Source organism: Echinicola jeungdonensis (genome assembly GCF_030409905.1).
Lineage (GTDB): Bacteria > Bacteroidota > Bacteroidia > Cytophagales > Cyclobacteriaceae > Echinicola > Echinicola jeungdonensis.
Genome location: NZ_JAUFQT010000001.1, coordinates 2,696,089 through 2,710,362 on the forward strand (window position 1 = coordinate 2,696,089; position 14,274 = coordinate 2,710,362).

The following is a 14,274-nucleotide window of genomic DNA, read 5'->3' on the forward strand; positions in this document are numbered from 1 at the left end:
ATTTCTGGTAATAAGCGGTTAAACTCCAGGGGTGGATGACTTTTGAGTCCTTTGTCCTTTTTGGGAAATAGGTTTGCCATTGTCCTTCCAAAGCTGATTTTGAATGGTCTTGAAACATTCATCTCTAACCTTTGCAATAGCGTCTTTACTTTCATTTTTCACCTCTAAAGGAGGGTGGATGACCACTTTTACCGATTTATGATTCAATAAGAACTTTTTGTCGTCGGGCAAAATTAAATGATTATAGGATAAAGTTACAGGAATTACTGGGATTTGTTTTTCCTGGGCTATATGAAATGCCCCATCTTTAAAAGCAGCCATAGTGGGAGGCTGTGTGGTCCGGATTCCCCCTTCAGGGAAAATTATGATATTGAACCCCTTTTCTATGACTTCTTTTGTCCTTCTTAAAGTTTCGCCCCGGCTTCTAAAGCTGGACCTGTCCACCGCAATATGTAATTTCCGGAACATATACCCAAAAAGTGGTAACCTGCCAAGGGAGCTTTTCCCCACAAATATGGCATCCCTTGAAATCAAACCGATAACTGGAATGTCCAGATAGGAAAAGTGGTTGGCTACAATTACATATTGCTTATTGGATTTTAAAATTTCCTTGTTTTCGATTTTTACCCGGATAAATATTAAGTTGAAAAATATTTTGGCCCATACCTGATTTAGCCGTCTACCGTATTTATGCCAATTAGGAACTTCTATGGTGATGATAAAAAAGGGCAATAGGATCAAAAAAGATAGCGTAAAAATAATTAATCCATAAATAGAATATATTCTTCTCAACAAAACCATGTGGGTGTCTTATTTAACGATTAATCATATGATTGGCCACTTTTACAAAGTAACCCATCATTAATTCTTTTGTGTTTTGTTCCACATTGATTTTATCCAAAGCGGTAAACATATTGTTGAGCCAGTGTTTTCTCATTTTACCGTCAATGGCCCAATCTAGATGACGCTTCCGCAAACGGGGATGACCTCTTTTTTCCGAATAGGCAGCAGGCCCACCAAATACCTGCAATAAAAACAGGAAAAGCCTTTCTTCTGCTGGTTTTAGGTCTTCCGGGTAAAGTGGCCTTAAGGCCTCATCTTTGGCTACTCCCTCATAGAAATATTTGGTAAGTAATCTTATTTTTTCTTCTCCTAATGCTTCGTATATCGTCTGAAATTCGTTCATGGATTCTTTATTGTGGATTCAAAAATAAAAAACAATCCTGAAAAACTTAATTTGGGAAAGGATATGGGTAAAATTTGATCCTAAATATGCGTAATACTTTAATGTTTTGGGTCAAAATTGCTTCAATGCAAGGTAAATTTAGAGCCCTAATAGAATCCCTGGTTATATTATTTTTTTCACCCTAAGAGAAGTCCCCTCTGCACTGATTACCTTGATTTTTTCTCCCTTGTCAATAAACTCCCCCCTGGAATGAGCATCATAAACTTCATCCTCTACAATAATTTTCCCACTGGGCATAAGCCGGGTCTGGGTAACACCTTCCTTTCCTACCAAATCTTCTGTGTACCAGGAAGAAGTGTACCCCTCTTTTTTGCTTTGGATATCCGCAAGTGCAATATGGCTAAACGCCTTCCATTGATTGACTTTTGGGGCCATGATAAATATCAAAGTCACCGCAATAATAGCCGAAAGTACAACAGTAACCAGAGCTATAAACAACTCCCCAGAAGGGACAAATGTAAAATCAAAAATGTCATTAGGGATCATGCCTAAAGTAAGCCCGGTAAGGATTCCAATTATCCCCAAGATGCCAAGCACCCCAAAGCCCGGGACGACAAATAACTCCAGTCCCAACAGGATAATTCCCAGAAAAAAGACAAATACTTCCCAGTTTTCAGCCAATCCAGTTAAATAATAAGGTATAAAATATAGTATTACCGCTAAGGTAGCAGCCGCTAGAGGAAATCCAACACCAGGCGTTTGGATTTCGAAATATATACCTGCAAAAATTATCAGGATCAAAAAGCCACTAACCGCTGGGTTTAAGAAAAAAGCAATGATGCCTTCTATAGGTGTCTGATGGTAAGAAATGACTTCGTAATTTCCCACGGTTTGCCTTTGGATAATTTCATCAATGGAGTTGACCTGGGCTTCACAAAAGCCGTATTTTAAAGCCTCTGATACCGAAAAAGTAATAACAGAACCTTTCTCGGAAATCCCTTCCACTTCGATATTTTCATCCACCATAGCTTCGGCAATTTTTGGGTTCCTGCCATTGGCCTCCGCAGTGCTTCGCATCATGGAACGCATATAGGATTGGTATTTGTCGGGGGCAGCTTCCCCACCGCCTCCCATTACAACTGTGGCCGCGCCAATACTAGCCCCAGGGGCCATATAAATGCTGTCGCAGGCAATGGAAATCAATGCCCCGGCAGAAGCGGCATCTTTGTCAATAAATACCATGGTAGGGATAGGTGCTTCCAGTATTCTGGTTCTGATATCATCGGCATCATTTACAGCTCCCCCATAAGTGTCCATATGGATGATGAAAAAATCAGCTTGCTGAACTGTTGCGTCCTCCAATGCTAACATTACCTTTCGGTTCATCCTTGGATCAATATTGTCTTTGATTTCCATGACATACACTTTTTTGGTATTCGTGGAATCCTGATTGGAATAACCCAAATAGGGAAAACATAGAAAAGGAATAAGTAAGAAAATAAAAATGCCTTTAATTGATTGATAAAAGCTTTTTTCTTTGGAAGCCAATGCTTTATCTTTTTTGGGATTTTTCATTACCTAGGGAAATGATATTTTGTGTTAATATTTTTATATGAATATACTGATAAATATAGCAGTTTTGGAGTGAGGGGCTGGTTTAAAAGCTTGAAAAATTGGAGGAAATAAATATATGGGGGTAGAGATTTGCTTGTTTGAAGAACATAAATATGACCGGTTCCAATTATGTAGGTGAATAACCAGTTAATTATTGATTTGTTTGGGTTTTCCAATTTGGAGTTCATCTCAAAAATAAAAACAATAATCCTTTTTTCGGCCATTACTTATATGGGGTTTTAAAACTTAATATGTATATCCGCAATGACACCAGTAGCCAAATAAATTAAAAGTGACAGTTAGTGTCAATAGCTTTAGTTAAGTTATTACTCTGTATAAATTGGGTCAAAATAAACGGTTTTGACCATGAATATAATCAACTTCATTAATCGGTTTCCTGACGAGTCTTCCTGTATTAAGTTCATTAGAGAACAAAGGACAAAATCGGGCATCATTTGCAAACGGTGCAGCTGTAACCGTCATTATTGGCTTGAAAACAAGAAGTCCTTTCAATGTGCTTCATGTGGGTTCAGGACCAGCATCAAGAGTGGTACTGTTATGGAAAACAGCAACCTTCCAATTAGGACCTGGCTGCTGGCCATGACCTTCATAACCGCCACTAAGAAGAGCTTCAGTGCCTCAGAGCTACAAAGGCAGCTTGGGATGAAGCGGTATGAACCTGTTTTCAGGATGTACCATAAACTCAGGAAGGTCATGGGACAACGCGATGATATCTATAGGCTTGAGGATATGGTAGAATATGATGAGGCCTTTGTAGGAAAAGCCACCAAAGCCAAATCCCAAAACAAGCTCAAAAGAGGCAGGGGCAGTCAAAAACAGTCCATTGTAGCGGTAATGGCCGAATCGACAGTTTTAGAAAACCCTGAATCCGGAAAGCTTGAAAAGAGCTGTAGATATTTTAAAATGAAGAAGATAAAGAACTTAGAGGCAAAAACAGCCCAAGGTCTGGTCAAAGAATTCATTGATCAGGACTCAGTGCTTCAAACAGATAAGAGTACCACCTTCTCAGATCTGGGTGACTGTATTGAGGTTCATGTCAGAGAGGTCTCTGGAACTGATAAAGGCCATTTTAACCTCAAATGGGTTCATATAGCCATAAGTAATTTAAAGAAACAGCTGCAGACATACCATATGATAAGTGAAAGGATGATGCAAAACTATCTTGATGAGTTTAGTTATAAGCTCAACAGAAAATATTTCGGTCAAAAACTTTTTGACCGGCTCATTATTGCTTCCATTTATCCTTACTGGCATGATTGCGGATAATCATAAAACTTAATATCCCATTTGAAACATTGATAATTTTTCCTTGTCATAATTCTTTAGTTTTCCATTTATGAAGGGGTCGTTTTAGCCCTTCCAATCAATAAGCCAACTCCTGCACCTGGAATGATCCCATAAGAAATATTGGAAACATAAAAATAAGCGCATAACGCAGAGAAAACATAGTCAGGATCACACTCTTCATCAATACCTTTGGCTATTGATCCGGTAATGATTCTGCCAATCAGTCCAGCCAATGTTCCAAGGATGATGCCTTTGCCTATAGAACTCCTTTTGAGAAATTTCAGGCTTTCTATTTCATTTATCTGGAATTCCCAATAGGTTAGGTCATATCCTGAAGTGAGGCTTTGGCTAAAAACTATTTAGGAATACTTTAATTCATAAAGATATCCTCGTACTATGGTATTTGGCCTTTCTATTACGACCCAAGCATCATATATCCTTGATTTGTCCTTGAATTGACCATTTGCTGACAGAATGAACAGTCCATAAAAAAAAATAAATAATAATTAAAGGTTTCAATTGAAGGGGATTGTAGCTTTTCAAAGCTGCATTTAGAAAATGTCAACTGACCTATTTCCATTTACTGACCTACTTTTTAATTAGATTTATTTATGGGTTTTATAATGTTGGTTTAAATTTTTCTGATATTTAAAATTGATGTTTTAAGTGCTGAGCGCTCGTATAAACTTATTGCAACTCCAGATTCCCCTTTTTTAAGTTTTCTCGAAATAAAAACTTTTTTTTTACGTTCCTTTATATTTGAACACCATAATACAAATTGGGTACTATTGTATGAACTTTTTTGCTTTATACCTATTGTAAACCAATTTGGAAAATGATAGGTAGTAAGCCCCAGGTTAAGTTGTTTTGGGCTACTTGACTTTGGGTTTTTCCCAACTGGAAAATTAACCATTTGGGGGAAGAGGTTCTGATAATTTTTTTGAGCAAGAAAAAAATAGCAACATTTTTGTGGTAATTTGCGGCAATTCCCGTTTGCATAAAAAAGGCAAATTCCTGAAAATTGTAATTGAATATAAAAATGAATTTTGCAGACCATATGGTGTATTTGAAGATGAAAACAAGTGTAATGATCTTAGGGTTTTTGATGGTGATGGGTTTTGCTCATGCTGCCGTTGGTGTGGAGATGGATTCGGTAGGGATCGAGAGGATCGATGGTAAAACCTACATAATCCATGAGGTTGCCTCCAAGGAAACCCTTTTTGCCATATCCCGAAGGTACGAAACCCCTGTTGGTGATATAATCAAGAGTAATAGTGACCTGAAGCAAGGGCTGAAAATTGGCCAGCGGATATTGGTACCTTACATTACCAAAACGGAAGTTCCTGAAGGCGCAAAACTCCATAAGGTAAATCCAGGGGAAACCCTTTTTGCAGTGGCAAAAAAATATAATGTCTCAGTTGAAGAAGTAAAAGCCTGGAATGATCTGAAAGGTAATGACCTAAGTGTTGGGCAGGGCTTGATCATCAAAGGGGTGAAGCCTGCGGAACCAAAAGAGATAGCTGAAAAACAGGTCAAGGAAACCGCAACTGAAGCTAGTAAGAAGGTTAAAGAAATGCCTGAAAAGGCTAAAGAAGCTACAGAGAAAAAAATAGCAAAAGCGGAAGAGAAAGCTGCTGAAAGAAAAGAGGCTAAGGAAGAGAAAGCCAAAGAGAAAATTAAGGAGGAAAAAGAAGAAGGTCCAACAGAAGCTCCAAGGATTGAAAATATACCAGAAGGTGCAGAAGTGGGATGGATCAGCCATACTGTGGTTAAAGGTGAAACACTATTTTCCATTGCCAAACAATATGATGCCAAGGTGGAAGATTTAATTAATTGGAATGCATTGGCTTCCAATAACCTGGCATTGGGGCAGGTGTTAAAAGTTGGAAGAAAAGGAGAGGCAAGGTCAATTTCAACTTCCGAAAAGGAGGGTGGAGAAAAAATTGAAAAAGTGGCAGAGAAAAAGCCTTCTTATAATGTAAATGAAAGTGCAAGTAATACTTCTACTGCCTACAAAAACATCAAAGAATCCGGTCAGGCAGAAGTGATCAAGGGGACTGGAAATCATAAAAAATACTTGGTGCTTCACCGGGATGCTCCTGTTGGGACCATTATGCGGATCAGAAATGAGGAAAATGATGTGATGATTTTTGCAAGGGTTGTGGGTAAACTTCCTGATACGGGTGACAATGGAAAACTCCTGATCAAGGTCTCTCAAGCAGCATTTGATCAATTGAGGGCAGTCAATACCAGGTTTAGAGTAGAAGTATCTTATTAATAATATTTATCCCGCCAATTTGGCGGGTTTTTTTTGCTAATGAATCAAGCTTTCAACTTTATATAAAATATAAATTCAAGTGAGATTTGGCGATTGGAGGTGAAATCCTTGAAAATTAGGAGAAATAAAATAGCTTAATTTGACCCTCCGTTTTAAAAGTTATTGACCATTCAATAATAAAAGAATTCATTAATCATTTTGTATGAGTTTGATTATTAGGTAGAATAGGCTATTTTTGCAGGATAGTTTACTTTCTGCATGAATAAAATACAGCTAATATTTCATCACATTTTCAAGTTTATCTGGAATTTGATTTTTGTGATTTCTTATCCCATTTTGGCCACTTTTGGGCTTGTTTTTATAGGTTTTACTTATTTTTTCTCGGGCCTTTCCAGGTTATTGACCAGGATAAAGTCCAATGAATCAATTAAGGAATTTAACCAACCGGAATGGGAGATAATTTCAAAGCAAACCGATCTCATTGAAGGTAAATTGCACAAACAAATCATGTTTGGGCCTTCCTGTTACCATTTGCGAAGAAAAGATGGCGTGCCATCCATTCTGGAGGATTATTTATTTGGAAGAAAAATCAGGGTTTTAGATGAAGGCTATCTGATGGAGAAATGGAATACCGTAGATTCCAAAAAATTGCCTGACTTCGATGTCTGTCTATATCAACCTGATGAAGATAAACTGACTTCCCTAACCACCATTAAATGTTTTGATTGGCATTTAGCAGAAAAAGAAGATAATAAATTGTCCTTCAAATGGTTTGATGGTACCCAAGGTGGTGAAGTGAAAGTGGCCCTTTGATTTATGGATTTAAAAGATTTTCTGGAAGAAAAAACTGCTTTATATAACCAACCGGACTTTATTGAACTGGATCCTATTTCCATTCCACATCAGTTTAACAAAAAACAGGATATAGAAATTGCGGGTTTTTTTGCAGCTACTCTTGCCTGGGGGCAAAGGGCTACCATAATAAAAAAATGTCGGGAATTGTTGTTCATGATGGATAATGCCCCTCATGATTTTATACTTCACCATTCAGACCGGGATTTAAAACCTTTTTTAAATTTTAAGCACCGGACTTTCAATGATATTGACACCCTATATTTCATAGAATTTTTTTCTTCCTTTTACAAAAAATATGAAAGTCTGGAAGAAGCTTTTACCATTGGTTGGGATGAAAGCCCAGAGGTAATGGGATCCCTGCTGACCAGATTTCATGAATATTTCTTTGAACTTCCTGATGCTCCTAAAAGGACCCGGAAACATGTAGCCACCCCTAAAAGAAAATCGGCTTGTAAACGCATCAATATGTTTTTACGATGGATGGTGAGAAGTGATGATAATGGAGTGGACTTTGGTATTTGGAAAAAGCTTAAGCCCTACCAATTGGTTTGCCCCTGTGATCTGCATGTGGACCGGGTCGCACGTAGATTAGGGATGATCCAGAGAAAACAAACCGATTGGTTGACGGCAATGGAGCTTACCCAAAAGCTCCGGGAAATGGATCCAAAGGATCCCGTCAAGTATGACTTTGCTTTGTTTGGAATGGGAGTGGAGGAAAGAGTTTCTTGAGTTAGGGAGATTTTGGAATGAAAGGGGGACTTTCATTTGAAAAAGCCTTGAAATAATTTATACTGATAAATGTGGAATTTAAAATTCTACGTTACTTTCTCTATTTTTTTAATCAAATGCCCTAAATACCCTGTCTGGCCGATTGTTCCTGACGTAGTTAATGTAAAAAGCCCCAAAATACTGGGGTAACAGCATGGGGCTTTTTAATGGTGTTAATATTAAAATAGGATTTAACCCCAAGTGTCAGGTGATTTTCTCCATTCAGCAAGGGAATTCAAGTCCTGGTCATTGGCATAATTAGCGTTTATAGCCTCTGGAAGCATGGCCTCATAATCACTTAGGCAGATCAGTTTTACTCCTGCATCTTCAAAGTTTTTACGTGCCAATTCAAACCCATAAGTGAAAATAGCTGCCATACCCAAAACCTCAAAGCCTGAGTTTTTCAATGCTTCAATGGCTTTAAGAGAACTTCCCCCTGTAGATACAAGGTCTTCGATTACCACTACTTTTTGTCCACTAGTAACTTTCCCTTCGATCATATTTTCCATTCCATGTCCTTTCGGTTTGGACCTGACATAGATGAAGGGCAAATCCAAGGCGTCAGCGATCAGGGCTCCCTGAGGGATTCCTGCAGTAGCTACTCCTGCGATAGCTTCTGCATTTGGGAAATTTTTTTGAACAACCTCTACCAATTGATTTTTGATAAAAGTCCTTACATCTGGAAAGCTAAGCGAAAGGCGGTTGTCACAATAAATGGGAGATTTCCAACCAGATGCCCAGGTGAAAGGGTGCTGAGGTTGAAGCCTGATGGCTCTAATGTCCAATAATTTTTGGGCCACTTTTCCGGCCGTTGCTTTGTCAAATAATTCCATGGCCCAAAATTAATTCATAAAATTGTATTGACGGTTGTGATGGCTGATAATTTTGTGCATTTTTGATTTGAAATGAATGGAATATGAAAATTTTCATCAACGATAAGCCCTTGGATATTTTGTCGCCAGGGGAATTGAGAAAGGACAAAAGCTTCGAATGCATTTATGACAATCCAGAGGATTTACCAGCCTACGTGGATTTTCATGATGATGTGCTAATCATCCAACCTTCCCATGACATTATCATTAAGTTGTTGTACCTCCTTCGAACCCGGAAATTGAAGGACCTGGATTCTATTACCATTGTTTCCGAAGATATCAAAGGCCTTAAAAAATTCATCAAAAGCAGGTTTAGCATTGTAAAAGCTGCTGGAGGAGTGGTAACCAAAGGGAATAAAGTCCTTTTTATTCACCGTATAGGAAAATGGGATTTGCCTAAAGGGAAATTTGATAAGGGAGAAACATCCACAGAATGTGCTGTAAGAGAAGTGGAGGAGGAATGCTCTGTTAAAGTTAAGCTGGGGGGGAGGATATGCAAAACCTGGCATACCTATACCCGTAACCGTAAAAGCATCCTGAAAAAAACATATTGGTATGTGATGGAGTGCTTAGATGATTCAATGATGGAGCCCCAAAAGGAAGAGGGGATAGAGGATATTAAATGGTTAAGCCATCAGGAAGCAAAAATAGCTTTGGTTAACTCTTACCCTTCGATGAGGTATCTTTACAAGCAATTTTTGAAAATGGTGCCGAAGGTTCATACATCATAAGGTAAAAAATCACTTACACTTCCCCCGTAACGATGGACTTCCCTAATTACCGTTGAGCTAACCGCGGCATATTGCGGGGAAGTAATCAAGAATACCGTTTCCAAATCCTCATTGAGGTAGCGATTCATCTGGGATATGGTATTTTCATACTCAAAATCCGTAGTGTTTCTTAGGCCTCTGATCAAAAAGTTGGCATTGTGTTTTTTTGCAATACTTGAAGTGAGTTCATTGTAAACAACTACTTTGACTTCAGGGATGGCCGCATATATACTTTCTATTTTTTGGACCATGGTATCGATTTCAAAATACCTGGATTTTTTAGTGGAGTTATATCCTATACCGATGATGATTTCATCAAACAAACTTAGGCCTCGCATTACAATGTCGTGGTGGCCATTGGTATAGGGGTCAAAAGAACCCGGAAAAATAGCAGTTTTTTTCATATAACTTCATTAAATCAGTTGGACCAAAAAGCTGCCAAGGACAAGGTCTCTTTAAAACCTTCTGCTCCCGGATGGTAGTTTTGATTGCTTTTTGGGGTAACGATTTCAAGGTTTTTAAAATATTTGTGGAGCAATTCTTTGTCGGTCCCCACCTCATCCAAATCCCCGATCAGGCTGATTTTACAATACATACGGTCAAAGGCCAATTGGTGAAGTACGCTGAAAGTATATTTTAAAAAATCCTGATCTCCGGAAACGTCAAACCGGTTAAAGAGTTTCATTTCGTGGCCGGCAAAACCTGCCAAATAAATATGTCCTTCCTCAACAATTACCAATAGCTCCTGGTTGAGCATGTCGTTTTTTTGAGGCAATAAATAGTCCAAAATCAGGGATACCCCATGTTTTAGGGAAAGATCAGGTATGGTTTCGGCAAAAGTCTCCATTAGGTCCTTTGAAATAGCACTGACCAGTACTATACTGTTATTCTGAATTCCCTCATAAAAGACCACTTGCTCCTCCAACGGACTGCTGAAATTAAGATAAGTCCCCTTATAGTTTGGGTCAAAAAGCATTCCTGGTACCAAGGTGAATTGGTCGGAATAAAGATATAGGAACCCGGAGACTTGGTTCTTAGCCAAAAAGGAATCCTTTTTTAGGATTTCCTTTAAAATTTCCTGATCCTGAAAACGGTGGATATGCACCCCAAGTATGGCTCCATTTTGGTCTTTACCAATAATGGTTAGTTTATGGGGGAACAATAAAAGCGATAAACTGGAAATGTTGTCCAAATCCAATTTATCGCTTTCAAATTCAATGTAATTATTTTTAGCTAATCCAGTCAAAATTATTCCCAATTACCTGAAGTGGAGGCATCCGTTCTGGAACCAACTTTTAATGCTTTTTCATTGTTATTGGCCCTTCTTTCAGGATTTACTGGGGCAGGATCTCTGATTTCAAATACGTCGATGACCATGTTATTGGATCCTCTTTCAATTTTATCCGCAAAAAACTCAAAAGTTTTTCCTCCAGATCCCGGTACTACATTCAAGGTTTGAAGATTGAAATCAGGATATTTCCTTTCATTAAATAAGGAATCCTGTACATTGACAGCCCCCAAGGTGTCATAACTAATGGTGATTTCTTCTTCACCATAATCCAAAAGCTTGGTTTCCTCAGTTTTCTGTACAATGTGGATTTGACCGTTTTTGATGAAATCCTTCAATTCTTGCCAACTTCCTGCGTATTCTTTGTTTTCAGCAATATAGGCCATTTGAGCTTCTCGGAGCATTTGAAGCTTTTCGATTACCCGGGCCTCAATTCTGGCAATTCGCTTCTCTTCCTGCATAGCATCGTCTATTCCCTTGTAGAGCAAATAGCCTACCGCCAATGCGGCCAATAGAAAAACAATGGATAAGATTCTGGTCAAATTCATTTTTTGCTAGGTTTATTCTTATATAAGGTTGATGGTGTATTTTTATTAAGTTGCTATTTTATGCATTTATTTTCAAAATTAAAATATCCTTTCCATATTCTTATCTCATTAATCGATTTAATATCCCAGAAAAGTTGGTGCTTTTCCTCCTTGTTGATTTGATTTATTTCTTCCAGGCTCATAAATTTTACCTCCTCAATGATTTGTTTTTCGGGTTGAAGTTCCGGATCGGTCCCTTTTACCAATTTGCCCGCTCTTTTCTCCACTTCAAAGAATAACTCTATAGCATGGAGAGGTGGCTGAAGGAATTCGGATACATACAAAAATTGATTGATTCCAATTTCCAGGCCTGTTTCCTCCAAAAACTCCCTTTGAAGATTTTCTTCCACATTGGTTTGGTAATGCATCCCTCCCCCGGGCACATTCCAAAATACCCTGTTTTGAGCCATCCGGTGCTTAACCATCAGGATTTTGTCTTTTTCTATCAAAACCCCATTTACCCGTGTACGCAGCCTGCCGCCAAATTTCTCCTGGATTTCTTTTTCTATATTGTGCATATATGCAGTAGATTCGCCATAATGGATAAAGGTAATGAACAAATAGCAAAGCCATCGGATCTGCTTAGGAGAAATTTCCCTTTTTCTCCCACAACAGGGCAGGATGATTTTTTTCAATTAATGGACCGGTTTTTAGACCCGGGTTTTGATCATAAACCTACATTTATATTAAGAGGTTATGCCGGCACGGGTAAAACTTCTGTGATTTCTGCTTTGGTAAGGAGCCTCCCCAAGCTGCGTTATAAGGCCATGATGCTTGCACCCACGGGTAGGGCCGCAAAGGTAATGACTGCTTATACCGGCAGGCTGGGTTTTACCATCCACAAAATCATTTACAGACCCAAAGGGGACAAAGGAGGCTTGGTTACTGGATTTGACCCTCAAAAAAACTATTATCAAAATACCATTTTTGTTGTGGATGAGGCTTCCATGTTGGCTGATGATGCCATGGGAGGCCAAAATCTATTGGTAGACTTGATCAATTTTGTTTTTCAGCATCCATCCAATCGCTTAATGCTGATTGGTGACACAGCCCAGCTCCCTCCTGTGGGGACCCTTAACAGCCCGGGGCTGGATAAAAATTATTTGATCCACCATTACCGGTTGGAGGTAGTAGAGGCAGAGCTTACCGAAGTGATGAGGCAACAACTGGATTCAGGGATTTTATTTAATGCCACTCGTCTAAGACAGGAAGTCAATAAAGAAAAACCTGTGATTTCTTTTCGAACCAAAGGCTTTAATGATTTTTTTAAAATGACCAGTGAAAGGCTGGAGGAAGGCTTGCGTTATGCCTATGATAAATATGGCGTGGAAAATACTATTGTCATTACGCGGTCTAATAAAATGGCGGTCCGGTACAATCAATATATTCGCCATACCATTCATTTCTTTGAGGAGGAGATTGATGCAGGGGATATGTTGATGATTGTTCGAAACAATTACGTTTATATGGCCGATTCGGAAAAGGTGAACTTTTTGGCCAATGGGGATTTTGTGGAAGTGATCAAAATCCGGTCCTTTGAGGAAGTTTATGGTTTGAGGTTTGCCACCCTAGAGCTTAGACTCATTGATTACCCTGATGAACCCTATTTTGAAGCCAAAGTGATCCTTGATACCCTATATTCAGATACCCCTGCCTTAGAAACGGAAAAATCCAAAGCTTTATACCAACAGGTTTTGATCGATTATGAAGGAATAGAAAATAAAAAGGAAAGGATGGAAATGGTTCGGAAGGACCCATACCTAAATGCCCTGCAAATTAAGTTTGCTTATGCACTTACTTGTCATAAATCCCAAGGGGGGCAGTGGAATGCTGTGTTTGTGGATCAGGGCTATTTGCCCGAGGGCCAACTTGACACTGCTTATATTCGATGGCTATATACCGCTGTGACCCGGGCAACCGATGAATTGTTTATGGTGAACTTTCATCCCAGTTTTTTCCTTGCATAAAAGGAAAAGCCCTTTGGTATAATAAAAAAAGTTAAAATGAGGAGTGCAGCTTGATTATTCCCTAAAAAATTAAAACTTTTGGGATTGATATAAAAATTGAAAAGCCAAATTTGGCACGGAGTTAGATACTAGATAAACTGAAGCTAAATATAAAATACAATGAAAAAGTTAGTTTTATTAATGTTTGCTGCCGCGATGGCCTTTGCTGTTCAGGCACAGGAGGTGGAAACTGAAAAAGTCGAATCCCAGAAGGAAGAGGTTAAAAGTGCGGAAGCCGAAAAAACTGAAAAAAAATCAGGGCCTGTCATTACTTTTAAAGAAAAATCAAAAGATTTTGGTGACATCACCCAAGGTGATAAAGTACAGCACACATTTAAATTAACCAATACTGGAAATGAAGTATTAAAGATTTCCAATGTAGCAGCAACTTGCGGCTGTACCGTGCCAAGCTGGCCCAAGGAACCTATTGCACCAGGAGAATCAGCAGAAATCAAGGTAACCTTCAATTCAGCAGGTAAAATGGGGAAACAAAACAGTGTAGTTAGAATTTATTCCAATGCTACCGAACCCATTGAAAAAGTATCTTTGATTTCCAATGTGAAAAGAAAGGGATAAGAATATTTTAAAGGATATAAAATAAGGCAGGCTGTTCAGGTCTGTCTTTTTTTATATAAAAAGATTTTAATTTCTAACTTTAAGTAAGCCCCCTACAAAACTGGATTTAAATTTGAATTTCAATAACTCAATCACCCAATTACAAATAACTTTTAATTTCAACGGG

Annotated in this window: 16 protein-coding genes; 7 read left to right on the top strand and 9 right to left on the bottom strand. The window is 38.5% G+C overall.

Annotated features, from left to right (window positions below; genetic code table 11):
- Positions 1 to 18 precede the first annotated feature (18 nt).
- The 3 genes from QWY93_RS11170 to QWY93_RS11180 all read right to left on the bottom strand — a co-directional run bounded on the left by QWY93_RS11170 (position 19) and on the right by QWY93_RS11180 (position 2,761).
- Positions 19 to 801 carry a lysophospholipid acyltransferase family protein gene (locus QWY93_RS11170; RefSeq protein ID WP_290248329.1) on the bottom strand — a complete coding sequence of 261 codons (783 nt, stop codon included), beginning with the start codon at positions 799 to 801 and terminating at the stop codon, positions 19 to 21.
- 13 nt (positions 802 to 814) lie between these two features.
- A complete protein-coding gene (locus tag QWY93_RS11175; RefSeq protein WP_290248330.1) occupies positions 815 to 1,186 on the bottom strand; it encodes a globin domain-containing protein in 372 nt (123 codons plus the stop codon).
- Positions 1,187 to 1,348: 162 nt separating this feature from the next.
- The gene (locus QWY93_RS11180) at positions 1,349 to 2,761 is read right to left on the bottom strand and encodes an NfeD family protein (RefSeq protein ID WP_290248331.1); all 1,413 of its coding nucleotides are present in this window, start codon (positions 2,759 to 2,761) and stop codon (positions 1,349 to 1,351) included.
- Positions 2,762 to 3,166: 405 nt separating this feature from the next.
- On the opposite strand from QWY93_RS11180, the gene QWY93_RS11185 reads away from it, so the two are divergent.
- The gene (locus tag QWY93_RS11185) at positions 3,167 to 4,087 is read left to right on the top strand and encodes an IS1595 family transposase (RefSeq protein ID WP_290246175.1); all 921 of its coding nucleotides are present in this window, start codon (positions 3,167 to 3,169) and stop codon (positions 4,085 to 4,087) included.
- A 68-nt stretch (positions 4,088 to 4,155) separates the two neighbouring features.
- Here the strand turns inward: QWY93_RS11185 and QWY93_RS11190 are convergent, their stop codons facing one another.
- Entirely contained in the window at positions 4,156 to 4,341 is a 186-nt protein-coding gene (locus tag QWY93_RS11190) for a hypothetical protein (protein WP_290248332.1), read from the bottom strand.
- Between the two features lie 806 nt (positions 4,342 to 5,147).
- Between QWY93_RS11190 and QWY93_RS11195 the strand changes: the two genes are divergently transcribed.
- The 3 genes from QWY93_RS11195 to QWY93_RS11205 all read left to right on the top strand — a co-directional run bounded on the left by QWY93_RS11195 (position 5,148) and on the right by QWY93_RS11205 (position 7,970).
- Positions 5,148 to 6,386, top strand: coding sequence for a LysM peptidoglycan-binding domain-containing protein (locus QWY93_RS11195; protein ID WP_290248333.1), 1,239 nt, complete (start codon positions 5,148 to 5,150; stop codon positions 6,384 to 6,386).
- Between the two features lie 258 nt (positions 6,387 to 6,644).
- Positions 6,645 to 7,199, top strand: a complete 555-nt coding sequence (locus QWY93_RS11200) for a hypothetical protein (protein WP_290248334.1) — start codon at positions 6,645 to 6,647, stop codon at positions 7,197 to 7,199.
- A gap of 3 nt (positions 7,200 to 7,202) precedes the next feature.
- Positions 7,203 to 7,970, top strand: a complete 768-nt coding sequence (locus QWY93_RS11205; RefSeq protein ID WP_290248335.1) for a TIGR02757 family protein — start codon at positions 7,203 to 7,205, stop codon at positions 7,968 to 7,970.
- A gap of 230 nt (positions 7,971 to 8,200) precedes the next feature.
- Here QWY93_RS11205 and pyrE read toward each other — a convergent pair whose 3' ends face one another.
- On the bottom strand, positions 8,201 to 8,842 hold the full coding sequence (gene pyrE / locus QWY93_RS11210) for an orotate phosphoribosyltransferase (protein WP_290248336.1): 642 nt from the start codon (positions 8,840 to 8,842) through the stop codon (positions 8,201 to 8,203).
- An 83-nt stretch (positions 8,843 to 8,925) separates the two neighbouring features.
- Here pyrE and QWY93_RS11215 point away from each other — a divergent pair, with 83 nt between their 5' ends.
- On the top strand, positions 8,926 to 9,612 hold the full coding sequence (locus tag QWY93_RS11215; protein WP_290248337.1) for an NUDIX hydrolase: 687 nt from the start codon (positions 8,926 to 8,928) through the stop codon (positions 9,610 to 9,612).
- Here QWY93_RS11215 and coaD read toward each other — a convergent pair.
- From coaD to QWY93_RS11235, 4 genes are read right to left on the bottom strand one after another with little or no spacing between them, the layout of a single operon-like run.
- A complete protein-coding gene (coaD, locus tag QWY93_RS11220) occupies positions 9,600 to 10,055 on the bottom strand; it encodes a pantetheine-phosphate adenylyltransferase (protein ID WP_290248338.1) in 456 nt (151 codons plus the stop codon). The two genes, QWY93_RS11215 and coaD, sit on opposite strands and share 13 nt — an antisense overlap.
- Positions 10,056 to 10,069: 14 nt before the next feature.
- Positions 10,070 to 10,897, bottom strand: coding sequence for a DUF3822 family protein (locus QWY93_RS11225; RefSeq protein WP_290248339.1), 828 nt, complete (start codon positions 10,895 to 10,897; stop codon positions 10,070 to 10,072).
- A gap of 2 nt (positions 10,898 to 10,899) precedes the next feature.
- Positions 10,900 to 11,487 (bottom strand): hypothetical protein, encoded by a 588-nt coding sequence (locus QWY93_RS11230; RefSeq protein ID WP_290248340.1) that lies wholly within the window; start codon positions 11,485 to 11,487, stop codon positions 10,900 to 10,902.
- A gap of 53 nt (positions 11,488 to 11,540) precedes the next feature.
- Positions 11,541 to 12,044 carry an NUDIX domain-containing protein gene (locus tag QWY93_RS11235; protein WP_290248341.1) on the bottom strand — a complete coding sequence of 168 codons (504 nt, stop codon included), beginning with the start codon at positions 12,042 to 12,044 and terminating at the stop codon, positions 11,541 to 11,543.
- Between the two features lie 21 nt (positions 12,045 to 12,065).
- Here QWY93_RS11235 and QWY93_RS11240 point away from each other — a divergent pair, with 21 nt between their 5' ends.
- Together QWY93_RS11240 and QWY93_RS11245 are read left to right on the top strand one after the other, a co-directional pair.
- The gene (locus QWY93_RS11240) at positions 12,066 to 13,493 is read left to right on the top strand and encodes an ATP-dependent DNA helicase (RefSeq protein WP_290248342.1); all 1,428 of its coding nucleotides are present in this window, start codon (positions 12,066 to 12,068) and stop codon (positions 13,491 to 13,493) included.
- 159 nt (positions 13,494 to 13,652) lie between these two features.
- The gene (locus tag QWY93_RS11245) at positions 13,653 to 14,108 is read left to right on the top strand and encodes a DUF1573 domain-containing protein (RefSeq protein ID WP_290248343.1); all 456 of its coding nucleotides are present in this window, start codon (positions 13,653 to 13,655) and stop codon (positions 14,106 to 14,108) included.
- The last annotated feature ends 166 nt before the right edge of the window (positions 14,109 to 14,274 follow it).

Coding starts and splice junctions, on each gene's coding strand:
- QWY93_RS11170 (WP_290248329.1), bottom strand. CDS start 801: ATGGTTTTGTTGAGAAGAATATATTCTATTTATGGATTAATTATTTTT.
- QWY93_RS11175 (WP_290248330.1), bottom strand. CDS start 1,186: ATGAACGAATTTCAGACGATATACGAAGCATTAGGAGAAGAAAAAATA.
- QWY93_RS11180 (WP_290248331.1), bottom strand. CDS start 2,761: ATGAAAAATCCCAAAAAAGATAAAGCATTGGCTTCCAAAGAAAAAAGC.
- QWY93_RS11185 (WP_290246175.1), top strand. CDS start 3,167: ATGAATATAATCAACTTCATTAATCGGTTTCCTGACGAGTCTTCCTGT.
- QWY93_RS11195 (WP_290248333.1), top strand. CDS start 5,148: ATGAATTTTGCAGACCATATGGTGTATTTGAAGATGAAAACAAGTGTA.
- QWY93_RS11200 (WP_290248334.1), top strand. CDS start 6,645: ATGAATAAAATACAGCTAATATTTCATCACATTTTCAAGTTTATCTGG.
- QWY93_RS11205 (WP_290248335.1), top strand. CDS start 7,203: ATGGATTTAAAAGATTTTCTGGAAGAAAAAACTGCTTTATATAACCAA.
- pyrE (WP_290248336.1), bottom strand. CDS start 8,842: ATGGAATTATTTGACAAAGCAACGGCCGGAAAAGTGGCCCAAAAATTA.
- QWY93_RS11215 (WP_290248337.1), top strand. CDS start 8,926: ATGAAAATTTTCATCAACGATAAGCCCTTGGATATTTTGTCGCCAGGG.
- coaD (WP_290248338.1), bottom strand. CDS start 10,055: ATGAAAAAAACTGCTATTTTTCCGGGTTCTTTTGACCCCTATACCAAT.
- QWY93_RS11230 (WP_290248340.1), bottom strand. CDS start 11,487: ATGAATTTGACCAGAATCTTATCCATTGTTTTTCTATTGGCCGCATTG.
- QWY93_RS11235 (WP_290248341.1), bottom strand. CDS start 12,044: ATGCACAATATAGAAAAAGAAATCCAGGAGAAATTTGGCGGCAGGCTG.
- QWY93_RS11240 (WP_290248342.1), top strand. CDS start 12,066: ATGGATAAAGGTAATGAACAAATAGCAAAGCCATCGGATCTGCTTAGG.
- QWY93_RS11245 (WP_290248343.1), top strand. CDS start 13,653: ATGAAAAAGTTAGTTTTATTAATGTTTGCTGCCGCGATGGCCTTTGCT.